The organism is Nocardioides proteolyticus, from assembly GCF_051280635.3.
Taxonomy (GTDB): Bacteria; Actinomycetota; Actinomycetes; order Propionibacteriales; family Nocardioidaceae; genus Nocardioides.
On the sequence record NZ_JBNBPO030000021.1, the window covers coordinates 62,408 to 84,899 of the forward strand.

Below are 22,492 nucleotides of genomic sequence, written 5' to 3' on the forward strand. Positions count from 1 at the left end.
CGCCATTCCACCTGCTCCGGCACCCGCGCGGCAGGGGCGAAGGTCCCACCGAAGCAGGACCTCCGTTCAGCGTCCGACCCGCTCCCAGCCGGGCCGCGGACTGTGGCTGCCGAGCTGCCGGTCGTCCCGGCTGCGATAGACGATGTAGGGCCGGGTGAGGTAGCCGAGCGGTGCGCTGAAGACGTGCACGAGACGGGTGAACGGCCAGATCGCGAAGAGCAGGAAGGCCGTGAGCGCATGCAGCTGGAAACCGAGCGGCGCCTCGGCCATCAACGCGGCGTCCGGCTGGAACGCCAGGAAGGACCGGTACCAGACCGACACCCCCTCCCGGTAGTTGTACTCACCGCCGATGGTGAAGATCGAGCCGGCGATGGTGTTCCACATCCCGAGGATGATCACCACGGCGAGGAAGAAGTACATGACCTTGTCCATCACGGTGGTGGCCGAGAAGACCGGACCCACCGTCCGGCGGCGATAGATGAGCAGCACCATGCCCGCGACGGCCATCACGCCCGCGAGCAGCCCCCCGATCACGGCGATGTAGTGGTAGAGGTGGTCGTCGATGCCGACGGCCTCCGTCCACGAGCGGGGCACGAGCAGGCCGATCACGTGGCCACCCACGACGCCCAGCATGCCGAAGTGGAACAGCGGGGACCCCAGCCGCAGCAACCGGTCCTCGTAGAGCTGGGAGGACCGCGTGGTCCAGCCGAACTTGTCGTACCGGTAACGCCAGAAGTGGCCGACGACGAACACCGTCAGGCAGATGTAGGGGAACACCACCCACAGGAAGGTCTCCATCAGCGAGCTCCTCGCACGGTCGGCATGGGCAGGGGCGTCGGTCCGGAGCGCCCCGGGGCCGCGGGTCCGGGGTCGAAGCCGGGAGTGGCGTACGGAGTCAGGCCGACCTCCTCGGCAGGAGGCCCTTCCGCGGCGAGCCGGCGAATCGCATCGACCTCGTCGCCGTCGAGCGGGGGAAGGGTCGCGGTGACGGCCTCGACCGCGCCGGCCCACCGCGAGCCGCTCTCCGCCAGGCCCAGACGGAGCAGCTCCAGCCCCGCCCGGTGGTCGAGCAGCAGCTGTCGGCCCCGCTCGGGGTCGACGGTGGCGGCGTACTCGAGCACCACGCAGAGGTGGTCGGGGAGCTCACCCCCAGCGAGCTCCCCGTCCGCCCCCAGCTCGGCGCCGGACTCCAGGTAGGCCTGCTTGAAGCGCAGCAGCGCCATTCCTCGCTTGCGGGTGTCACCGTGTGCGAAGTAGGTCAGGAACAGGTTGTGGCGCCGTCGGCTGTCGAAGGTGTCGACGTAGTCGGCCTGCAGGTCGACCAGCGACACCCCGTCGAGCCGGGCGACCGCCGCGCCGAGTGGCTGACCGACCTGCGGGGGCAGGGCGGCGACGACCCGATCGACGAGGCGCAGCCGGTCGGCGAGGTCGTCGCCGGGATAGTCGAGCAGCAGCGACGCGGCCTGCCACACCCAGCCCTGCTGGTCGCGGGACAAGGCGGTGCCGGAGCGGCGGGCACGGCGCAGCGCGGTCCTCATCGGGCGTCCGTCCCGCCGGTGCGCTCGTCGGCGACGTTGCGGCCCGAGTGCTCTCCGATCGTGCCGGCCTGGGTCTCCTGCTCCGACCCGAGTACGCCGGTGCCGCCCGTCAGTCCGGCTGCGGGCCGCTCGCCGTCCGCGTCCGGCCTCGGCGGGAACAACCCCTGGGGCGAGCCCTTCCCGTCCCAGTTGAGCAGGTTGATCCGCGCGGACTTGTCGTCGGGCGCGGCGAAGGTGTCCGCGGTCTGCCGGTCCTGCAGCATCTGGAAGTTCTCGACCGCGATCGGCAGCGGCCGGCCCGAGCCCTCCCCGAAGGGGCCCTGCTGGCCGCCGCCGTAGTCGGCGACCGCGCACTCCGTCGCGATCTCCTCCAGCGAGTGGGCCTGCTCCGCGTGCGCAGGAGGGATCACGTAGCGCTCGTCGTACTTGGCGAGGGCGAGCAGGCGGTACATGTCGTACATGTCCTCCTCGCTCATCCCCACCGACGCCGGGATCGCGGCGTCGGGCTCACGCCCGAGGTTGATGTCACGCATGTAGGAGCGCATCGCGGCGAGCTGCTTGAGGACCCGCTGGACCGGTACGACGTCCCCGGCCGTGAACAGCTCGGCGAGGTACTCGACCGGGATCCTGAGGGCGTCGATGGCGGCGAACAGGTTGCCCTTGTCCTCGGCGTCGTAGCCGGTGTCCTTGACGACGTCGACGACCGGCGAGAGGGGCGGGATGTACCAGACCATCGGCATCGTCCGGTACTCGGGATGCAGGGGCAGCGCCACCTTGTAGACGTTGATGAGCGCGTGGATCGGTGACCGCTGGGCGGCCTGGACCCAGTCGCGGGGGATGCCGTCCCGCTCCGCCGCCGCCTCCACCTCGGGGTCGTTGGGGTCGAGCAGCACCGAGCGCTGCGCCTCGTAGAGATCGTGCTCGTCCGGCGTGGCCGCCGCCTCCAGGACCGCGTCGGCGTCGTAGAGGACCAGCCCGATGTAGCGGAGGCGCCCGACGCAGGTCTCGGAGCAGACGGTCGGCATGCCGACCTCGATGCGGGGGAAGCAGAAGGTGCACTTCTCGGCCTTGCCGGTGCGGTGGTTGAAGTACACCTTCTTGTACGGGCACCCGGAGACGCACATCCGCCACCCGCGGCAGCGGTCCTGGTCGACGAGGACGATGCCGTCCTCGGAGCGCTTGTAGATCGCGCCACTGGGACACGAGGCCGCGCAGGACGGATTGAGGCAGTGCTCACAGATGCGCGGCAGGTAGAACATGAAGGTCTGCTCGAACTCGAACTTCACCTTGTCGGCGATCTTCTGGAGCATCGGGTCGTGCTCGAGGGTCGCGGCCGACCCGCCGAGGTTGTCGTCCCAGTTCGACGACCACTCGATCTTCATGTCCTTGCCCGACAGCAGGGACTTGGGCCGCGCCACGGGGGTGTGCTCCTGGGCGGGCGCGTCGGTGAGCGTGGCGTAGTCATAGGTCCACGGCTCGTAGTAGTCCTGGATCGAGGGCATCTTGGGGTTGGAGAAGATGGTCGCCAGCTTCTTCAGGCGGCCCCCTGCCTTGAGCCGGAGCCGGCCCCGCTTGTTGAGCTCCCAGCCGCCCTTCCACTCCTCCTGGTCCTCGTACGTCCGTGGGTAGCCCTGCCCCGGCCGGGTCTCGACGTTGTTGAACCAGACGTACTCCGTGCCGGTGCGGTTGGTCCATGCCTGCTTGCAGGTCACCGAGCAGGTGTGGCAGCCGATGCACTTGTCGAGGTTCATCACCATCGCCATCTGAGCCATCACCCGCATCAGTAGGTCACCTCCTGGTTGCGCTTGCGGATCACGGTGACCTCGTCGCGTTGGTTGCCCGTCGGACCCAGGTAGTTGAAGGCGAACGCCAGCTGCGCGTAGCCGCCGATCAGGTGGCTGGGCTTCACCAGGATCCGGGTGAGCGAGTTGTGGATGCCGCCGCGCTTGCCCGAGGTCTCCGCGATGGGCACGTCGATCAGCCTGTCCTGTGCGTGGTGCATGTAGACGGTGCCCTCCGGCATCCGGTGGGAGACGATGGCGCGGGCCACGACGACGCCGTTGCGATTGACCGCCTCGATCCAGTCGTTGTCCGCGACGCCGACCTTGGCGGCGTCCTTGTCGCTCATCCAGATGGTCTGCCCGCCGCGCGAGAGGGACAGCATGAACAGGTTGTCCTGGTACTCGGAGTGGATGGACCACTTGTTGTGCGGAGTCAGGTAGCGGACCGTGACCGTCCGCTCGCCCATCGCCATGCCGGTGCTGCCGAGGTCGGGCTCGGCGAAGAGCGCCCCCATGTTGAGAGGCGGTCGGTAGACGGGCAGCGACTCCCCCAGCTCCGCCATCCAGTCGTGGTCCAGGTAGAAGTGCTGGCGGCCGGTCAGGGTGTGCCAGGGCTTGTGGCGCTCGACGTTGATGGTGAACGGCGAGTAGCGGCGGCCGCCGCTCTCCGAGCCCGACCACTCCGGCGAAGTGATCACCGGCACGGGCGCGGAGACGGTGTCGGCGAAGGTGATCTGCTTGCCCTCGTGCTCGGCGGCGAGGTCGTGGAGCTCAGTGCCGGTGCGCTTCTCGAGCGTCTTGAAGCCCTGGGTGGCGAGGTGGCCGTTTGTGGTCCCCGAGAGGGCGAGGATCGCCTCGCAGGCGTGGATGTCGCGCTTCAGGGAGGGCCGGCCGTCGGCGGGGCCGCCACGGACCGGGCCGTTCTTCTTGCGCAGGTAGTCGATCGAGGCGCCCACGTCGTAGGTGATGCCCTTCGTCGTCGTACCGAGGGTGTCCAGGAGCGGCCCGAGCGCCTGCATCTGCGCGCCGATCGCCGTGTAGTCGCGCTCGACCTCGACGATCTTCGGCATCGTCACCCCGGGTACCGGGTCGCACTCGCCGTGCTTCCAGTCCCGCACGACGCCGTGTGGGTTGGCCATCGCGTCCGCGGTGTCGTGCAGCAGCGGGACCGCCACCACGTCCGTGCGCGTGTCGAGCCGCCCTGCCGCGAGCTCGCTGAACTTCGTCGCGATCGCCTGCCAGGCGTCCCAGTCGGTCCGCGTCTCCCACGGGGGCGCGATGGCCGGGTTGAACGAGTGCACGAAGGGATGCATGTCGGTGGTGTTCAGGTCGTGCTTCTCGTACCACGTGGCTGCAGGCAGGACGACGTCGGAGAAGATGGTGGTGCTGGTCTGGCGGAAGTCCAGGGTCAACAGCAGGTCCAGCTTGCCCTCCGGGGCCTGGTCGTGCCAGGCCACCTCCGCGGGACGCTGGTCGTCCCCCGCCTCGCTGGCGCGCAGCGAGCTGTCGGTTCCGAGCAGGTGCTTGAGGAAGTACTCGTTGCCCTTGCCCGAGGAGCCGAGGAGGTTCGCTCGCCAGATGCTGAGGATCCGGGGGAAGTTCTCCGGTGCGTCGGGGTCCTCGGCCGCGAAGCGCAGGTCCCCGGCCTTGAGCTGGTCGACGACGTGCTCGGCCACCGGCTTCCCCGCGGAGGCTGCCTCGTCCGCCAGGTCGAGCGGGTTCCGGTCGAAGGTGGGGTAGGACGGCATCCACCCCATCCGTGCGCTCTTCGCGATCACGTCGGCGGTGGTGAGCCCGGCCAGCCTGCCCGAGCCGGTGGCGGCAGCGACGGTGTCCGCCCCGAACGTGTCGTAGCGGAACTGGTCGGTGTGGAGGTACCAGTACGCGGTGTGGATCATCTGTCGTGGTGGACGCTTCCAGTCCAGCCCGAAGGCCAGCTGGGCCCACCCGGTCACCGGCCGGCACTTCTCCTGACCGACGTAGTGGGCCCAGCCACCGCCGTTCACGCCCTGGCACCCGGTCAGCGTGGTCAGCCCCAGGAACCCGCGGTAGATCGTGTCGGAGTGGAACCAGTGGTTGGTGCCGGCGCCCATCAGGATCATCGAACGCCCGCCCGAGTCTTCCGCGTTCTGGGCGAACTCGCGGGCGATCCTGGCCGCCGCGGACGCCGGAACGCCGGTGATGCGCTCCTGCCAGGCCGGCGTGTACGGCGCGGTGGCGTCGTCGTACGACGTCGCGTAGCCGGCCGTCAGCCCGCTGCGGGCCACGCCGTACTGGGCGAGCATCAGGTCGAACACCGTCGTCACGAGGCGGCCGGCGACGCGCCGTACCGGCACCTCACGGGCCAACGAGCCGGGTGTGCCGTCGTGGTCGTCGAAGCGGGGCAGCTCGACCGAGACCGTCGGCGCCCCCGCCGCCAGCAGGGTGAGGGCCGGGTCGACCTCACCGAGGTCGAGGTTCCACCGGCCGAGGTCCGCCTCGCCGAACCGGTGCCCGAGGGCGCCGTTGGGGACCACCACCTCGCCGGTGCGCGCGTCGATGAGCGCGGGCTTGAAGTGCGCGTTCGCCGTCTCGGCCTGGTCCGGCAGGTCGGCGGCCGTGAGGAACTTCCCGGCGCGGTGGGTCGTGCCGCCCTCCACCTCGTCCAGCGCGACGAGGTAGGGCAGGTCGGTGTACTTCTTGGTGTAGTCGGTGAAGTACGGCGTCTGCCGGTCGACGAAGAACTCCTTGAGGATGACGTGACCCATCGCCATCGCCAGCGCGCCGTCCGTGCCCGGCGCGATGGCGAGCCACTCGTCGGCGAACTTCACGTTGTCGGCGTAGTCGGGCGAGACGACGACCACCTTCTGACCCCGGTAGCGCGCCTCGGCCATCCAGTGGGCGTCCGGCGTGCGGGTCACCGGCACGTTGGAGCCCCACATCACCAGGTAGCCGGCGTCCCACCAGTCGCCGGACTCGGGCACGTCGGTCTGGTCGCCGAACATCTGCGGCGAGGCGACCGGCAGGTCGGCGTACCAGTCGTAGAACGAGAGCATCGAGCCCCCGACCATCGAGGTGAACCGGGCGCCGGAGGCGTGGGACACCATCGACATCGCCGGGATCGGAGAGAACCCGGCGACCCGGTCGGGCCCCCACTTGCGGATCGTGTGCACGTAGGCGGCCGCCACCATCTCGGTGGCCTCGTCCCAGGTCGCTCGGACCAGACCGCCCTTGCCACGCGCCGACTTGTAGGCCCGCGCCCGCTGCGGGTTGTCGACGACATGGGCCCAGGCCGCCACCGGGTCACCGCCGTGCTGCTTCTTCGCCTCGCGGTACATCTGCAGCAGCACGCCGCGTACGTACGGGTAGCGCACCCGCGTCGGGCTGTAGGTGTACCAGGAGAAGGCCGCGCCCCGTGGGCACCCTCGCGGCTCGTACTCCGGCGAGTCCGGGCCGACCGAGGGATAGTCGGTCTGCTGCGTCTCCCAGGTGATGATGCCGTCCTTGACATACACCTTCCACGAGCAGGAGCCGGTGCAGTTGACCCCGTGGGTGGACCGCACCACCTTGTCGTGGCTCCACCTGTCCCGGTAGAAGTCGTCCGCGCCGCGCCCTCCCTTCTGGGTCAGCGTGCGGAGGTCCGCGGACACCCTGCCCTTGGTGAAGTACCGACGGGTCCGCACCAGCGCCTCGGCCAGTCCTCCGTCGAGCCCCGGATCGACCCGGTGCCCTTCGTCGTGGCGCCGGGTGTCATCGGAGTGCGTTGTCACGTGGTGGCCCTCTCCTTGGCGGTGTTGCGGACGATGGTCAGCGTAAGCACGAGGGTGAGCGCAGCGGTGGCGGCGAGCAGCCACAGCCCGATCGCGTAGGAGTCCGTGCGCCCGTAGACGTAGCCCATGATCAGCGGCGGCACGAACCCGCCGAGACCCCCGGCAGCTCCGACGAGGCCGGTGATCCCGCCGACCCGAGACGGCTCGCTGACCTGGGCGATGAGGGCGAAGGTGGCGCCGCTGCCGGAGCCGAGCGCGGCAGCCATGGCGAGGAACGCCACCGTGCCGATGCCGTCGAGCGGCGGGGTCCCGGCGGCGATCGCCGCGCAGACCACCACCATCGCATAGCCGGCGGCGAGCACCGGGATGGCGCCGAGGCGGTCGGCGAGCCAGCCGCCGACCGGCCGCATCAGGACAGCGACCACCACGAAGCCGGCCATCCGGTTCGAGGCATCGGCAGCGGTGAGGCCGTGGGCGGTCTTGAGGTACGCCGGCAGGTACACCGAGAAGGCGACGTACCCACCGAAGGCGACGGCGTAGAGCGCGCAGGCCTGCCACGTGATCGGAAGCCTCGACGTCGCCGCCAGCCGCGAGGCGAGGGAGGCCGTCGGCAGCGTCCTGCCGGGGGCGTCCCGCAGCAGCAGCCAGGCCACCACGGCGTAGACGGCCAGGATGGCCGCCGTGATCAGGAACGGCGACCGGTGGCCGAGGCCGTCGTAGAGGCGGACGGTGGTGAGCGCACTGATCGCGGTGCCGCCCATGCCCGCCCCGAAGATGCCGATCGCGAGTCCGCGGCGCTCCGGCGGGAACCAGGCGTTGACGAAGGGGACACCCACGGCGAACGCCGTGCCGCCGATGCCGAGGAAGAAGCCTCCCACCAGGATCAACGAATAGGAGTCCAGCGCGAAGAAGGCCACGAAGAGGACCGGGACGATCGTCGCCGCGGACACCAGCGGGAACATGACGCGTCCGCCGAACCGGTCGGTCAGGGCGCCGACGACGATCCTGCCGAGGGACCCGACGATCACCGGCACCGCGACCATCAGGGAGACGTCGGCCTCGCTCAGGTCGCCGAGGACTCCGGAGTCCCGGAACAGCGGCCCGAGAGGACTGATGAGCGCCCAGGCCCAGAAGTTCACCACGAAGCCCACCGTGGCGATCCCGAGCATCAGCCATGGGGAGCCGGACCGGGCCTCCGTGGCCTGGTCGTGGGTGTCGCTCCCTGTGGCAGCCGTCAATGTGCCTCCGGCACCTCGCGCGTGGTCCATGGTCCGACCCTCGCACCCGACTGACACCCGGTCACAGGGGCCTAGGTACCCCGGCCTCGGGACCAATATCCGCCCTCAGATGACATTGGTCCCGGCGCGGCGGGGCCCCGTGCGGCCCGCTCCGGGCCGTCCTCCGGAAAAAGCACAGGGCCCCCGCCGGAGCGGGGGCCCTGCGAAGGGGTTCTGCTGGGGGCCGGACTCAGAAGTCCATGCCGCCCATGCCGCCGGTCGGGTCGCCCGCGGGGGCGGCCTTCTCCGGCTTGTCGGCCACGACGGCCTCGGTGGTGAGGAACAGCGCGGCGATCGACGCGGCGTTCTGCAGCGCCGAGCGGGTCACCTTGGCCGGGTCGATGATGCCCTCGCCCAGCAGGTCGACGTACTCGCCGGTCGCGGCGTTGAGGCCCTGGCCGACCGGGAGGCCGGCGACCTTCTCCGCCACGACGCCGCCCTCGAGGCCGGCGTTGATCGCGATCTGCTTCAGCGGCGCGGAGAGCGCCACCTTCACGATGTTGGCACCGGTCGCCTCGTCGCCGTCGAGCTCGAGCTTGTCGAAGGCCGACGAGCCGGCCTGGACCAGCGCGACGCCACCACCGGGGAGGATGCCCTCCTCGACGGCCGCCTTCGCGTTGCGGACGGCGTCCTCGATGCGGTGCTTGCGCTCCTTGAGCTCGACCTCGGTCGCCGCGCCGACCTTGATGACGGCCACGCCGCCGGCCAGCTTGGCGAGGCGCTCCTGGAGCTTCTCGCGGTCGTAGTCGGAGTCGGACTTCTCGATCTCCGCGCGGATCTGGTTGACCCGGCCCTCGATCTGGGCGGCGTCGCCGGCGCCCTCGACGATCGTGGTCTCGTCCTTGGTGACGACGACCTTGCGGGCCTGGCCGAGCAGCTCCAGGCCGGCGGTCTCGAGCTTGAGGCCCACCTCCTCGGAGATGACCTGGCCGCCGGTGAGGATCGCGATGTCCTGCAGCATCGCCTTGCGGCGGTCGCCGAAGCCGGGCGCCTTGACCGCGACGGACTTGAAGGTGCCGCGGATCTTGTTGACGACCAGGGTCGACAGCGCCTCGCCGTCGACGTCCTCGGCGATGATGACGAGCGGCTTGCCCGACTGCATGACCTTCTCCAGCAGCGGGAGCAGGTCCTTGACGTTGCTGATCTTGGAGTTGGCGATCAGGACGTAGGCGTCCTCGAGCACGGTCTCCATGCGCTCGGGGTCGGTGACGAAGTAGGCCGAGATGTAGCCCTTGTCGAACCGCATGCCCTCGGTGAGCTCGAGGTCGATGCCGAACGTGTTCGACTCCTCGACCGTGATCACGCCCTCCTTGCCGACCTTGTCCATCGCCTCGGCGATGGCGTCGCCGACGGTGGTGTCGCCACCGGCGGAGATCGTCGCGGTGGCCGCGATCTGCTCGCGGGTCTCGACCTCCTTGGCCATGCCGAGCAGCTGCTCGGACACGGCGGAGACGGCCGACTCGATGCCGCGCTTGAGACCCATCGGGTTCGCGCCCGCGGCGACGTTGCGGAGGCCCTCCTTCACGAGCGCCTGCGCGAGCACGGTCGCCGTCGTCGTGCCGTCACCGGCGACGTCGTCGGTCTTCTTGGCGACCTCCTTGACCAGCTCGGCGCCGATCTTCTCGTAGGGGTCCTCGAGCTCGATCTCCTTGGCGATGGACACACCGTCGTTGGTGATCGTGGGGGCGCCCCACTTCTTCTCCAGCACGACGTTGCGGCCCTTGGGGCCGAGGGTGACCTTGACGGCGTCTGCGAGCGTGTTCATGCCACGCTCGAGGCCGCGCCGGGCCTCCTCGTTGAAAGCAATCAGCTTCGGCATAACTCCTGCGATTCCTTCGCAATCGAGTTGTGGGGATCCGGCTCGTTGCCCGCGACGGACGGCCAGGCCGACCGGTGGACCCTTCCCACCGTCGCTGCTGACCTCAACTCCCCGGACCGGGGTCTTTTTGTCACTCTCATGAGGAGAGTGCCAACGTCATGTTTAGCACTCGCCCCCTGCGAGTGCAAGCGGTGGGTCACCCGTCCAGCCGGGCCACGACCAGGTCGGCGAACCGGCCGGCGTTGTCCGGCGCCACGTCGAGGTAGAGGCCCGGCTCGATGAGCTCCAGCTCGCTGACGACCCACGCGTCCTGCCAGCGCATCAGGTCCACCCGGGCGTAGGCGAGGTCGGCCTCGCGGCCCGACGCGCCGGCCGCCACGCGTCGTACGACGTCCTCGGCGAGGGCCGCCCGCGCCCGGTCCAGCGGCACCGCCCGGCTGCTGCCGCCGTAGGACTCGTGGACCCGGACCTCCTCGCCGGCGACCGCCTTGTCGACCTGCGCGACGGCCCTGCCCTCCAGCACGAAGACGGAGGTCTCGCCGCTGGTGCGCACCGACTCGACCAGGGGCTGGACCACCCACGGTCCGCGGACCAGGCCCTCCAGCCGCTCGTCGCGCACGGAGGCGGCCACCACCAGCCCCACTCCCCCGGCGCCGACCCGCGGCTTCACCACGACGGTCCCCCAGCGCGCGAGCGCGTCGCCGAGCCCGGTGGCCAGGGTGCGGTCGTCGAGCAGCGCGGTCGGCACGACCGGCGCCACGGCGTCGGTGCCGGCGAGCTCGAGGAGGTAGGCCTTGTCGGCGTTCCAGGCGAACACCTCCGCGCCGTTGAGCAGCGGCGTCGACTCCTCGACGCGTCGGGCCCAGGCGAGGAACTCGGGCAGCCGCCGGTGGTAGTCCCACGTCGAGCGGGCCGCGACCAGGTCGGCGCGCGCCCAGTCGACCGCGGGGTCGTCCCAGCACGCCCACCGGGCGTCGACCCCTCGCTCGGCCAGGGCCCGGACCAGCAGGTCGCCTCCGGGCTCACCGTCGGGGAGCAGGCTGAACGTCGCGAGCACGACCGTGGGCACCGGGCGACCCTACGCAGGGGCCCACGATCCGCGCTCGTCGGCCTCCGGGCCGGCGCTGCCGGGAGCCGGGCGCTCGAGGACGACCGGCGGGTGGTGGCCGAACGGCACCCTCTCCGCGTGGCCGAGCGCCAGCAGCACCGACGGCAGCAGCGCCTTGGCCGTCCGCTTGTAGCCGAGGGCGCTCGGGTGGAACCGGTCCAGGCTGAACATCTCGTCGGGGTTGGTGATGAAGAACGGTCCGACGACGTGGGCGAGGGACACCGCGTGCGCCCCGTTGCGCACGGCGGCCTCCGCCTGGGCAACGGCCAGCTGGCGGGAGACCCGGGACCCGAGGGCCCGCAGCGGTTGCGGCACCGGACGGAGCGCGCCGAGGTCGGGACAGGTGCCGACGACCACCTCGGTGCCCTCCTCGCGGAGGCGCACCAGCGCCTCCTCGAGGTAGGCGACCGACGCCGAGAGCGGCACTCGGTGGGTGACGTCGTTGCCGCCGACCACGATGACCGCGACGTCGGCGCGGTAGCCCGGCGGCAGTCCGTCCAGCTGTGCCGCGAGTGCGGACGTCTCCGAGCCGACCACCGCACCGGTGGTCAGCCGCACGGAGCGGTGCACCTCGTTGGCGAGGCCGCGGGCCAGCCGGGCGCCGAGGGTGTCCTTCGGGCGCTCGGCGCCCAGCCCGGCCGCGATCGAGTCCCCGAGCAGGAGGAGGTCCAGCGGCTCGCCGTACGACGGCTTCCAGGTGCGGTCGGCGTCGAGGGCCTCCTCGCCGAGCGGCTTGCCGATCGCCTGCCGTGCCCGCGCTGCCTGGCGGCGCAGCAGCTCGCGGGTGCCGCCGGCGGTCAGGCTGACGCCCGCCGCGGCGAGGCTCGTGGCGACCAGGGCCTTGCGGGTGCGGCTCATGGCTGCTTTGAACCAGACCCGCCTGAACGGACCGTGGCCGGCCGGTGGCCTCCGCGTGTCCAGCGCGGCGTCAGGACCCGATCTGCGTCACGACCTCGGTCACGGGCTCGTGCCGCACGGGGAAGTTGACCGACGCCGCGATGAAGCAGTTGCGGCTGGCCTCGGCGTGGATCTCGCCGGCGACGTCGCGCATGGAGGGATCGGTGATCGTCACCCGCGGCCGCAGCGTCACCGAGGTGAACCGACCGCCCTGGCCCTCCTGAACCATGGTGCCGACCGGCGAGTCGTCGTAGGCGACCACGACCACGCCGTGGTTGACCGCGGAGTGGAGGTAGGACAGCAGGTGGCACTGCCCGAGGGCGGCGAGCAGCAGCTCCTCGGGATTCCACCGCGACGCGTCGCCGCGGAAGGTCGGGTCGGCCGAGCCGAGCAGGTCCGGCTTGCCCTCGGCCCGGAGCAGCACGTCGCGGCCGTAGTCGCGGTAGCCGCTGGTGCCCGTGCCCCGGTTGCCCTGCCAGGTGAGGTCGAGGGAGTAGCGGTGTTCGGGCACAGCCCGGAGGTTTTCCTGCAACGTGTCAACCCCCGGCGACCGCCGGGATCACCGAGATCTCGGTGCCGTCGGGGGTGGGGGTGGCGAGCTCGTCGGCGAAGCGGACGTCGTCGTTGTCGACGTAGACGTTGACGAAGCGCCGCAGCTTGCCCTCCTCGTCGAGGATGCGGCCCTTGATGCCGGCGTACTTGGCGTCCAGGTCGTCCAGCACCTCCGCGACGTTGGCGCCGTCGGCGGAGACCTCGGACTCGCCGCCGGTGTAGCTGCGCAGGATGGTGGGGATGCGGACGGAGACGCTCACGGGGATTCCTCTGGAGTGGACGGGCCGGTCAGACGATGCCGGCGGACTTGAAGGCGGCGTAGGTGGGGGCGATCGTCGCGGCGGGGCCGACCTGGCCGGAGACCGCGTCGAGGGTCTTCAGGCCGTGGCCGGTGTTGATCACGACGGTCTCGAGGGTGGGGTCGAGCTGACCGGTCTCGACGAGCTTCTTCGTCACCGCGAGGGTGGTGCCACCCGCGGTCTCGGTGAAGATGCCCTCGGTGCGGGCGAGCAGCACGATGCCGGCCCGGATCTCCTCGTCGGTGACCTCCTCGACGGCGCCGCCGGTGCTGCGGGTGATGTCGAGGACGTAGATGCCGTCGGCGGGGTTGCCGATCGCGAGGCTCTTGGCGATGGTGTCGGGCTTCACCGGGCGGATCGCGTCGACGCCGGCCTTGTAGGCGGCCGCGACGGGGTTGCACCCCTCGGCCTGCGCGCCGAAGACCTTGTAGGGCTTGTCCTCGACCAGGCCCAGCTTCACCAGCTCCTGGAACGCCTTGTGCACCTTGGTCAGCTGGGAGCCGGACGCCACCGGGATCACGATCTGGTCGGGGAGCCGCCAGCCCAGCTGCTCGGCGATCTCGTAGCCGAGCGTCTTGGAGCCCTCGGCGTAGTAGGGGCGGACATTGACGTTGACGAAGGCCCAGCCGTCCTCCTCCCCCGCGATCTCGGACGCGAGCTTGTTGACGTCGTCGTAGTTGCCGTCGACGGCGACGAGGTTCTCGGTGAAGATCGCCGAGTTCACCTGCTTGGGCTGCTCGAGGTTGCTCGGGATGAAGACGACGGTCTTGATCCCGGCCCGGGCTCCGGCGGCGGCGACCGCGTTGGCCAGGTTGCCGGTCGAGGGGCAGGCGAAGACCTTCGCGTCGAGCTCGCGCGCCGCGCTCAGGGCGCAGGCCACGACCCGGTCCTTGAAGGAGTTCGTCGGGTTCGTCGAGTCGTCCTTGACCCACAGGGTCTCGATGCCGAGCTCGCGGGCGAGGTTGTCGGCCCTGAGCAGCCGGGTGAAGCCGGGCTCGGTGTTGGGGCTGGACTCGATGTCGGTCGGCACCGGCAGCAGCGCCTTGTAGCGCCAGATGTTGCGGGGCCCGGCCTCGATCTCCCCACGGGTCAGCGCCGGGAAGTCGTAGGCGATCTCCAGCGGACCGAAGCACTCCGGACAGGCGTAGAACGGGCCGAGGGCGACCTCGTGGCCACACTCGCGACAGGAGAGGGCGGTGGCGTGGCCGAAGGCTCCCTCGCGGAGACCGGTCCGGGTGGGCTGGTCGCTGGGCGCCGCGTCGGCGGCTCGTCCGGTTCCGGGCTCGGACTCGGTGGTCACGGCGGCGCTCATGGATCCTCCTTCTCATCTGTCCCGCGCGACGGTCGCACCGGGTCGGATTTGGCACCGTTTCCGCGACGGACGCCCGTGCTGGCGCGTTCGGGAGCTCGCGGCGGTTGCCGGGACTTCTCAGGGCCGTTCCCTCAGTCCCTCTGGATGAGCAGGCACAACGTATCGCTGAGCCCGGCGAGCACCGAATCCGGGTTCCATCAGGTGAGACGCGCGTCCGCGATGCGGACAGCGTCGTCATCGCTCCGTACGCCGTCCTCCGCACTTCTCGCCGTCAGTTGTCGATCTGCGGCGGTCCCGAACGTCAACCCGATGACAGACACCCGACCAACTGAGAGGTTGCCACCATGACCACCTATGTCGTACTGCTCCCCGGCGACGAGTCCGTGTGGGAGCGCGCCACTGCTGAGGAGCAGGCCGCCGTGTTCGCCCGCCACGAGGAGTTCAGTCGCGCCCTCGCGGAGTTGGCCCACACCGTGACCGGCGGGGCGGAGCTCACCCACTCCCGCACCACGAAGCAGGTCGCCCGCGACAGCGCCGGCGCAGTCCTGGTCACCGACGGGCCTTTCGCGGAGACCGTCGAGCAGCTGAGCGGCTTCTACGTCGTGGAGTCCGACGACCTCGACGACCTCCTCGAGGTGTCCGCGATCCTCGCCGACCCCGGCGGCGCCCCGGTCGAGGTGCGGGCGGCGGTGGACCACGACACCGACGCCTCCTGACCGGGCATCACCCCGACATGAGCGAGGAGGCGCACGCGGCGCTCGCCTGCGCCCAGCGCGACGAGTGGGGCCGGCTCCTGGCCCTGCTCGTCGCGCGGTTCCGGCGCCTCGACCTCGCCGAGGACGCGCTGGCCGACGCCTTCGAGGCCGCTGCCCGGACCTGGCCGACCGAAGGGGTGCCGACGAACCGGGGTGCCTGGCTGCTCACCACCGCCCGGCGGCGTGCGCTCGACCGGCTGCGCAGGGAGCAGGTGCTCGCGCGGTCGATGCCCCTGCTGACCGTGGAGGCTGGGCTCGCCGAGCAGGCGCAGCGCGTCATGGCCGACAGCGGCGAGCGGCTGGTGGACGAGCGGCTGCGGCTGGTCCTGCTGTGCGCCCACCCGAGACTGTCGCGGGAGGCCGCGGCGGCGCTCGCGCTGCGGCTCGTGCTGGGCGTCGCCACGGCCGACATCGCTCGGCTGTTCCTGCAGTCGACCACCACCATGGCCGCGCGGCTCACCCGGGCGAAGCAGCGGCTCGCCGGGGAGCGCTTCGAGCTGCCCGCCGGAGCCCGGCTGGCTGACCGGCTGACCGTGGCGACCGAGGTGGCCTACCTCGCGTTCACGGCCGGCTACGCGCCGGCGTCCGGGCCGGACGTCCTGCGGGCCGAGCTCGCCGGCGAGGCGGTGCGCCTGGTGCAGGTGCTGCGCGACGTGCTGCCCGACGAGGCCGACGACCGGCAGCGGGCGGACCTCGACGCGCTGCTGGCGCTGATGCTCCTCCAGCACTCGCGCCGCGACGCGCGGGGCGCCGACGGCGACCTGGTGCTGCTGGCCGACCAGGACCGCTCGCGGTGGCGCCACGACGAGATCGCCGAGGCGCTCGAGCTCCTCACGCCGATGGCCGCCGCCCCGGCGACGCCGTACCTGCTGCAGGCGCTGATCGCCGCCGAGCACGGCATCGCGCCCGTCACGGAGGCGACCGCGTGGGACCGGATCCTCGCGCGGTACGACGAGCTGCTCGCCGTCGCCGACTCCCCCGTCGTGCGCCTCAACCGCGCCGTGGCCCTGGCCGAGGTCGAGGGCCCGAGCGCCGGCCTGGACGCGCTCGCCCGGGTGGCTCTGCGCGGCCACCGGCTCCCGGCGGTCCGGGCCGAGCTGCTGGCCCGGGTCGGCGACCCCGCCGCCGCCCGGGAGGCGTACGACGCCGCGCTGGCGCTGTGCGACAACGAGGCCGAGCGCAGCCACCTCCGCCGGCGGCGCGCCGCGCTGCCCTGATCAGCCGTGCGCCGCTGCGGCGTCGTCGGTGAGCCGGCGCAGCAGCCGCAGCACGCCCTCCGGGCCGGGGACGACCACGTCGGACAGCGGCAGCAGGGCGCTCTGCTCGTCGGAGGCCGAGCACACGCGCAGCGTGGCCAGGCCCTGCTTGCCGAGCTCGGCGACGGCCTCGAACGCCTCGACGTCGCCGAGGTCGTCTCCGGCGAAGAGGAAGCCGCCGGCGTCGAGGTCGGCGGCGAGCAGGTCGACGACCATGCCCTTGTGGGAGCCCGGTGAGCGCACCTCGATCACGGCGCGTCCGGGCTCGAGCGCGAGCCCGTGGCGGTCGGCGAGGTCGCGCAGCCGCGGCAGCAGCCGGTCGTAGGCCTCGTCCGCGTCGGGGAGCCGGCGGGTGTGGACGGCCACGGCGAGGCCCTTGTCCTCGATGAACGCGTCGGCGGCGCGGGCCTGCCGCAGCGCGCGCGGCAGGTCGCGCTCGAAGGACGCCAGGCCGCGCGGTGGCCGGGCGCCGACGATCCGGCGCTGGCCCGAGCTCCACCGCTCGTTGCCGTACTGGCCGAAGACGAAGAGCTCCTTGCCCGCGGCCTCCATCGCGTCGGCGACCTCCTCCAGGCCGCCCAGGTCGAGTGCCTGCCGGGCCGGGCGGCCGGTGATCACCGCGATCGCGGCGACCCGGCCGGACAGCGCGACCAGCACGTCGCGCGCATCGGGGTGGATGCGCGCCTGGGTCGGGTCGGCCACGATCGGCGAGAGGGTGCCGTCGAAATCGAGGCCGACGACGGTGCGGGACGCGGCCCGGACGAGCGCGTCGTACCGCTGTTCACCCTCGACGGACGTGAACTCCACGCCTCCATCCCACCACGCCGCCGGTCGCCGGGCGCCGCAGGGGTGGCGGGACCGGGCCGAGTCAGCCGACCTCGCCGGTCAGGATGAGGGTGAGGCTGGTGTCGCTCATGTCGCTGTCGGTGTCGGCGGGCATGATCCGGGCGACGCCGAGGTCGAGGGCGAGCTGCTGGGCGGCCGGCTTCTTGCCGGCCGGGTAGTAGACCGTGGTGGCCGGGACCGTGCCGTACCAGTTGTCGGCGGCGGCGACGTTCCAGCCGGCCGCCTTCACCCGCTCGGAGACCCGCCCCGCGAGGCCGGTGATCGAGGTGTTGTTGAAGACCACGACCGAGTGGGCGGACCGGTCGACCGGCTTCTTCTTCGGCTTCTGCTCCCGCTCCTTGGTCGCCTTGTCGTCCGGCGCGTCCGACGAGCCCGACGGGTCCGTGGTCGTCTCGCTCGGCGTCGCGGCGGCCTTGGTGGCGGAGACGTCGCGCTCAGCGGGCTCGCCGCCGCGGGTGGAGACGAAGGTGATCGCGGCCAGCGCGACCGCCAGGACGCTGAGCAGGACCACCGGCGAGGGCAGCACCGCCCCGCGCTCGGACCGTGCGCTCCGGCCGGCCACGGTCAGACCTCGAAGCCGAGGCGCCGAGCGGACCGCTGGCGCTGGCGCTGCGAGCGGAGCCGGCGCAGCCGGCGGACCAGGAGCGGGTCGGCGGCGAGCGCCTCCGGGCGGTCGATGAGGGCGTTGAGCACCTGGTAGTAGCGGGTCGCCGACATGTCGAACTGCTCGCGGACCGCGCTCTCCTTGGCGCCGGCGTACTTCCACCACTGACGCTCGAACTCCAGGATCGCGCGGTCGCGGTCGCTGAGCTCGCCGGCGGCCGCCGTCGTGGCGGTCTCCTGGTTGCTGCGCTCGGCGTTCATGAGGACTCCTCCACGGAACCGGATGGTCGATCCAAGGGTGTGCGGGCTCCACTGTAACGCCCGAATCACACCGATGTCATTCGATCCCCCCGGCGGGTCCCCGGCCCACTAGGTTGGCCGGATGCAGCCCACCATCGGCTGGGGCGTGCTGGCTCCGGGCCGGATCGCCGCCGCCTTCTGCCAGGACCTGGCACTCGTCGAGGATGCCACCCTGGTGGCCGTCGGCTCGCGGGACCCCTCCCGGGCCGCGGCCTTCGCCGAGGCCCACGGTGCGCTCTCGGCGGGGTCCTACGCCGAGGTGCTGGCGGACCCGGCCGTCGACGTCGTGTACGTCGCCGCGCCGCACGCCTTCCACGCCGCGCTCGCGACGGCCGCCCTCGAGGCGGGCAAGCACGTGCTGTGCGAGAAGCCGCTGACCCTGGACCCCGCGAGCGCCGCGGCACTGGTGGCGACGGCGCAGCGCTGCGACCGGTTCCTGATGGAGGCGGTGTGGACCGCGACCCATCCGGTCGTCCGCGACCTGGTCGCCCGCGTGCGGGGCGGCGAGCTGGGGAAGCCCCGGGAGCTGACCGCGTCGTTCTGCTTCGCGGGCCCCGACGACCCGGCCGACCGGCTGCGCGACCCGGCCCTCGGCGGCGGCGCGCTGCTCGACCTCGGCGTCTACCCACTCACCCTGGCGCACCTCCTGCTCGGCCCGCCCGAGGAGCTCCGCGGGGAGGGCCGGCTCACCCCTCAGGGCATCGACCTCGACGTGACGGTGGCGGGGCGCTACCCCGGCGGTGCCACCGCCACCCTGGCCGTGGCGATCGACGTCGACCGGCCGATCACCGCCACCCTGGTCACCGACACCGGTCGGGTGGAGGTCGCCGCGCCGTTCTTCTGCCCGGCGTCGTACACGTTCGTGCCGGAGGCCGGTGAGCCGGTCACGCACACCGGCGCGGATCCGGTGATCGGGCTGGGCTACGGCAACGAGATCGCCGAGGTCCACCGGTGCCTGCGGGAGGGTCTGCGCGAGTCGCCGCTCGTGCCCCACGCCCGGACGCTGGCGATCATGGACCAGCTCGACGACCTCCGTCGGCAGGTCACCGGCCGCTGAGCCTCACGCCCCGGCGCGGAGGAACCGCACCACGGCGAGCACCCGCCGGTGCGACTGGTCGTCGTCGGGCGGCAGGCCGAGCTTGGCGAAGATCCGCTGGGTGTGCTTCTCCACCGCGCCGAGGGTGACGCTCAACGCCTCCGCGACGGCCGCGTTCGAGCGTCCCTCCGCCATCAGCGCGAGGACCTCGCGCTCCCGCGGCGTCAGCGCGGCGAGCGGGTCGCGGTGCCGGCCCATCAGCTGCCGGACCACCAGCGGGTCGAGCACGGTCCCGCCGGCCCGGACGCTCGCCAGCGCGTCGAGGAAGTCGGCGACCTCGCTGACCCGGTCCTTCAGCAGGTAGCCCACCCCTCCCTCGCCGGTGGCGAGGAGGTCGTCGGCGTAGGACACGACGACGTACTGCGACAGCACCATCATCCGCGACTCCGGCCACGCCCGGCGCACCTCGACCGCGGCCCGCAGCCCCTCGTCGGTGTGGCTCGGCGGCATCCGAACGTCCACGACGCCCACGTCGGGACGGAGCGCGAGCATGGCCTCGACGTACGACGGCCCGTCGGCCACCGACGCGACGACCTCGTGCCCAGCCTCGGTCAGCAGCAGCTGGAGCCCCTCGCGCAGCAGCACGGAGTCGTCGGCGACCACCACCCGCAGGTCCGGCATCAGGCCTCCGCGCCGATCGGGATCCGGGCGCGCACAACCGTCGGCCCGCCGGCCGGCGAGTCCACCTCGAGGTCACCGTAGGCGGCCGCCACCCGCTGGCCGAGGCCGGCGAGCCCCAGCCCCTTGCCGGCGTGGGCACCACCGACGCCGTCGTCGGCGACGACGATCTCGAGGGCCCCGCCGCGGGCGGCGACGACGACCTCGGCGGCGCGCGCGCCGCTGTGCTTGGCGACGTTGGTCAGCGCCTCGGCGACCACGAAGTAGGCCGCGGTCTCCACGTGCGGGGGCAGGCTCCCGGGGACGTCGACGGAGGTCTCCACGGGCACCGGGCAGCCGGCCGCCATCTCGGTCACCGCCGCCGCCAGGCCGCGGTCGACCAGCAGCGGCGGCGCGATGCCGCGGGACAGCGAGCGGAGCTCGTCGACGGCGTCGCGCGCCTGGCGCAGCGCGTCGTCGATCGCGGCACCCGCCCTGGCCGGGTCGTCGGCCAGCTGCACCTTCGCCCGGCCGAGGTCCATGGTGAGGCGGACCAGTCGCTGCTGCGGCCCGTCGTGGATGTCCCGCTCGAGCCGGCGCAGGGACGCGGCCTCCGCGACCCGGGCGGCGTCGCGGCTCCGCTCGACCCGCACCAGCCGGCCGACCATCCGGGCGCGGCTGCACAGCAGCGCGTGGGAGACCGCGGCGTGCGTCGCGGCCGCCGCGCGGACCGCCAGCGGCAGGGTGAGCAGGGCCGCGACGCCGATGCCGGTCTGCAGCAGCACGTCGGCCGACCGGCCCTCGCCGAAGCCGGCGAGGCTCGCCAGCGTGGTGCCGTCCGGGTCCCGCGGCACGAACCGCTCCCAGTACCAGTAGCTCAGCCCGCCGAGAGCGGCGGCGTACCAGGTCACGGCGACCGCGAACGCCAGGGTCGCGGTGACCAGGCCGACGACGCACCACAGGATGTCGAGCCACGACTGCACGTCGCGCAGCGGAGTGAGCGCGCCACGGACGGCCGAGTCGGCCGGCGCCCGGCGCAGGTAGGTGGGCCGGACGGCGTCGTACCGTCCGGTCCACACCAGCCGCTGCCGCTCGACGTGCGCGAAACCGCGGGCGACGTACGCCGTGCCGACCAGGACCATCAGCCCGACGCCGGCGACCACGAGCGTGCCGGCGCCCGCTGCGAGGCCGGCGACGACGGGCACCAGCGCGAGCAGGGCGAGCGGGAAGGCGCTGAGGGCGTACGCCGAGTCCAGCGCGACGCGGCGCAGGCGGCGGGGCGGCGCAGCGCGGTCGGCCGCGCCGGCCGGGTTGCCAGGGCTGTCTGCGGTGCTTGCGGGGCTTGCGGGGCCTGCGGGGGGAGTGCTCATCACCAAGGTCTCGGTCACGGCGTCCATGCTCGTCCGCACGGACGCCCGGCACGATCCTGCCAGCCCGACAGCCGATGTCGGGCCAGCCCGACACGGGGCCGCCTTATACGCTGACGGCGTGGCCCATGACCTCGTGATCGTCGCCAACCGGCTCCCCGTCGACCGGGTGACCGAGAGCGACGGGTCGACGACCTGGCGCCGCTCCCCCGGCGGGCTGGTGTCGGCCATCGAGCCGGTCATGCGCGCCCACGACGGCGTGTGGATCGGGTGGCCCGGCGGCACCGACCAGGACCTGCAGCCGTTCGAGGACGACGGGCTGCGGCTGGTGCCGCTCTCGATGACCGCCGAGGAGATCGAGGAGCACTACGAGGGCTTCTCCAACGGCACCCTGTGGCCGCTCTACCACGACCTCGTCGCCAAGCCGGAGTTCCACCGCGAGTGGTGGGACACCTACGTCAAGGTCAACCGGAGGTTCGCCGAGAAGGCGGCCGAGCTGGCCGCCGAGGGCGCGACCGTGTGGGTGCACGACTACCAGCTGCAGCTGGTGCCCCAGCTGCTCCGCGAGCTGCGGCCGGACCTGCGGATCGGCTTCTACCTCCACATCCCGTTCCCGCCCGCCGAGCTCTTCCAGCAGCTGCCCTGGCGCCGCCAGATCCTCGAGGGTCTGCTCGGCGCCGACCTGGTGGGCTTCCAGCTGCCCGGGGCCGCGCAGAACTTCGTGCGGCTGGTGCGCCAGCGGGTCGGTCACAAGACGCACCGCGACCTGGTCTACCTGCCCGACGGCCGGACCGTGCGGGCCGCGCCGTTCCCCATCTCCATCGACGCCGCCGGGTTCGAGGAGCTGGCGCGGTCGGAGGCGGTCACCAAGCGCGCCGAGGCGATCCGCGAGGCGCTCGGCAACCCGCGGAAGATCCTCCTCGGCATCGACCGGCTCGACTACACCAAGGGCATCTACGCGCGGCTGCGTGCGTTCGGCGAGCTGATCCGCGACGGCGAGCTCACCGTCGACGACGCCGTGTTCGTCCAGGTGGCCGTGCCGTCGCGGGAGCGGGTGGAGCAGTACCGCCTGCTGCGCGACGAGATCGACCGGCTCGTCGGCCGCCTCAACGGCGACCTGGGCCGGATCGGCACGCCGGCCATCAGCTACCTGCACACCTCCTACCCGCGCGAGGAGATGGCCGCCCTCTACCGCGCCGCCGACATCATGGTCGTCACGCCCTACCGCGACGGCATGAACCTCGTCGCCAAGGAGTACGTCGCCTGCCGCTGCGACAACGACGGTGCCCTGGTGCTGTCGGAGTTCGCGGGTGCGGCCGACGAGCTGCGCCAGGCCTGGC

Annotated in this window: 20 protein-coding genes and 1 riboswitch; of the genes, 4 read left to right on the top strand and 16 right to left on the bottom strand. The window is 72.2% G+C overall.

Annotation, left to right across the window (positions count from 1 at the left end):
* Positions 1–66: 66 nt before the first annotated feature.
* The 11 genes from narI to thrC form a co-directional block, all read right to left on the bottom strand.
* Positions 67–798, bottom strand: coding sequence for a respiratory nitrate reductase subunit gamma (gene narI, locus ACPOLA_RS13580; protein ID WP_435770973.1), 732 nt, complete (start codon positions 796–798; stop codon positions 67–69).
* Entirely contained in the window at positions 798–1,538 is a 741-nt protein-coding gene (gene narJ / locus ACPOLA_RS13585) for a nitrate reductase molybdenum cofactor assembly chaperone (protein ID WP_435770974.1), read from the bottom strand. The genes narI and narJ overlap by 1 nt, the downstream gene beginning before the upstream one ends.
* The gene (gene narH / locus ACPOLA_RS13590) at positions 1,535–3,319 is read right to left on the bottom strand and encodes a nitrate reductase subunit beta (protein ID WP_435770975.1); all 1,785 of its coding nucleotides are present in this window, start codon (positions 3,317–3,319) and stop codon (positions 1,535–1,537) included. Before narH ends, narJ begins: the two co-directional genes overlap by 4 nt.
* A complete protein-coding gene (locus ACPOLA_RS13595; RefSeq protein WP_435770991.1) occupies positions 3,319–6,996 on the bottom strand; it encodes a nitrate reductase subunit alpha in 3,678 nt (1,225 codons plus the stop codon). The genes narH and ACPOLA_RS13595 overlap by 1 nt, the downstream gene beginning before the upstream one ends.
* 68 nt (positions 6,997–7,064) lie before the next feature.
* The gene (locus tag ACPOLA_RS13600; RefSeq protein WP_435770976.1) at positions 7,065–8,336 is read right to left on the bottom strand and encodes a nitrate/nitrite transporter; all 1,272 of its coding nucleotides are present in this window, start codon (positions 8,334–8,336) and stop codon (positions 7,065–7,067) included.
* 199 nt (positions 8,337–8,535) lie between these two features.
* Positions 8,536–10,164 (bottom strand): chaperonin GroEL, encoded by a 1,629-nt coding sequence (gene groL, locus ACPOLA_RS13605; RefSeq protein WP_435770977.1) that lies wholly within the window; start codon positions 10,162–10,164, stop codon positions 8,536–8,538.
* A 196-nt stretch (positions 10,165–10,360) separates the two neighbouring features.
* Positions 10,361–11,233, bottom strand: a complete 873-nt coding sequence (locus tag ACPOLA_RS13610; RefSeq protein WP_435770978.1) for an ATP-grasp domain-containing protein — start codon at positions 11,231–11,233, stop codon at positions 10,361–10,363.
* 9 nt (positions 11,234–11,242) lie between these two features.
* Positions 11,243–12,130, bottom strand: coding sequence for an SGNH/GDSL hydrolase family protein (locus ACPOLA_RS13615; RefSeq protein ID WP_435770979.1), 888 nt, complete (start codon positions 12,128–12,130; stop codon positions 11,243–11,245).
* A 70-nt stretch (positions 12,131–12,200) separates the two neighbouring features.
* A complete protein-coding gene (locus ACPOLA_RS13620) occupies positions 12,201–12,680 on the bottom strand; it encodes an OsmC family protein (RefSeq protein ID WP_435770980.1) in 480 nt (159 codons plus the stop codon).
* Positions 12,681–12,705: 25 nt separating this feature from the next.
* Positions 12,706–12,981, bottom strand: a complete 276-nt coding sequence (locus tag ACPOLA_RS13625; RefSeq protein WP_435770981.1) for a MoaD/ThiS family protein — start codon at positions 12,979–12,981, stop codon at positions 12,706–12,708.
* A gap of 28 nt (positions 12,982–13,009) precedes the next feature.
* Entirely contained in the window at positions 13,010–14,332 is a 1,323-nt protein-coding gene (gene thrC / locus ACPOLA_RS13630) for a threonine synthase (protein ID WP_435770982.1), read from the bottom strand.
* Positions 14,333–14,341: 9 nt separating this feature from the next.
* A riboswitch (SAM riboswitch) is annotated at positions 14,342–14,483 on the bottom strand.
* Positions 14,484–14,676: 193 nt separating this feature from the next.
* Between thrC and ACPOLA_RS13635 the strand changes: the two genes are divergently transcribed.
* Entirely contained in the window at positions 14,677–15,048 is a 372-nt protein-coding gene (locus ACPOLA_RS13635) for a YciI family protein (RefSeq protein WP_435770983.1), read from the top strand.
* Positions 15,049–15,065: 17 nt separating this feature from the next.
* On the top strand, positions 15,066–16,304 hold the full coding sequence (locus ACPOLA_RS13640; protein ID WP_435770984.1) for an RNA polymerase sigma factor: 1,239 nt from the start codon (positions 15,066–15,068) through the stop codon (positions 16,302–16,304).
* On the opposite strand, the gene otsB is transcribed toward ACPOLA_RS13640, so the two are convergent.
* The 3 genes from otsB to ACPOLA_RS13655 all read right to left on the bottom strand — a co-directional run bounded on the left by otsB (position 16,305) and on the right by ACPOLA_RS13655 (position 18,053).
* Complete coding sequence (gene otsB, locus ACPOLA_RS13645; protein ID WP_435770985.1) at positions 16,305–17,150, bottom strand: trehalose-phosphatase; 846 nt, start codon at positions 17,148–17,150, stop codon at positions 16,305–16,307. It lies immediately after the preceding gene.
* A 61-nt stretch (positions 17,151–17,211) separates the two neighbouring features.
* Positions 17,212–17,751 (bottom strand): LytR C-terminal domain-containing protein, encoded by a 540-nt coding sequence (locus tag ACPOLA_RS13650; RefSeq protein WP_435770986.1) that lies wholly within the window; start codon positions 17,749–17,751, stop codon positions 17,212–17,214.
* A gap of 2 nt (positions 17,752–17,753) precedes the next feature.
* Positions 17,754–18,053: a DUF3263 domain-containing protein gene (locus ACPOLA_RS13655; RefSeq protein WP_435770987.1), complete on the bottom strand. Its 300-nt coding sequence runs from the start codon at positions 18,051–18,053 to the stop codon at positions 17,754–17,756.
* Between the two features lie 121 nt (positions 18,054–18,174).
* Between ACPOLA_RS13655 and ACPOLA_RS13660 the strand changes: the two genes are divergently transcribed.
* On the top strand, positions 18,175–19,149 hold the full coding sequence (locus ACPOLA_RS13660; RefSeq protein WP_435770988.1) for a Gfo/Idh/MocA family protein: 975 nt from the start codon (positions 18,175–18,177) through the stop codon (positions 19,147–19,149).
* A gap of 3 nt (positions 19,150–19,152) precedes the next feature.
* On the opposite strand, the gene ACPOLA_RS13665 is transcribed toward ACPOLA_RS13660, so the two are convergent.
* Together ACPOLA_RS13665 and ACPOLA_RS13670 are read right to left on the bottom strand one after the other, a co-directional pair.
* Positions 19,153–19,800 (bottom strand): response regulator, encoded by a 648-nt coding sequence (locus ACPOLA_RS13665; protein ID WP_435770992.1) that lies wholly within the window; start codon positions 19,798–19,800, stop codon positions 19,153–19,155.
* Positions 19,801–19,808: 8 nt separating this feature from the next.
* Positions 19,809–21,173, bottom strand: coding sequence for a sensor histidine kinase (locus ACPOLA_RS13670; RefSeq protein ID WP_435770989.1), 1,365 nt, complete (start codon positions 21,171–21,173; stop codon positions 19,809–19,811).
* A gap of 100 nt (positions 21,174–21,273) precedes the next feature.
* Here ACPOLA_RS13670 and ACPOLA_RS13675 point away from each other — a divergent pair.
* On the top strand, positions 21,274–22,492 hold a 1,219-nt coding region (locus ACPOLA_RS13675), incomplete at its 3' end, for an alpha,alpha-trehalose-phosphate synthase (UDP-forming) (RefSeq protein ID WP_435770990.1).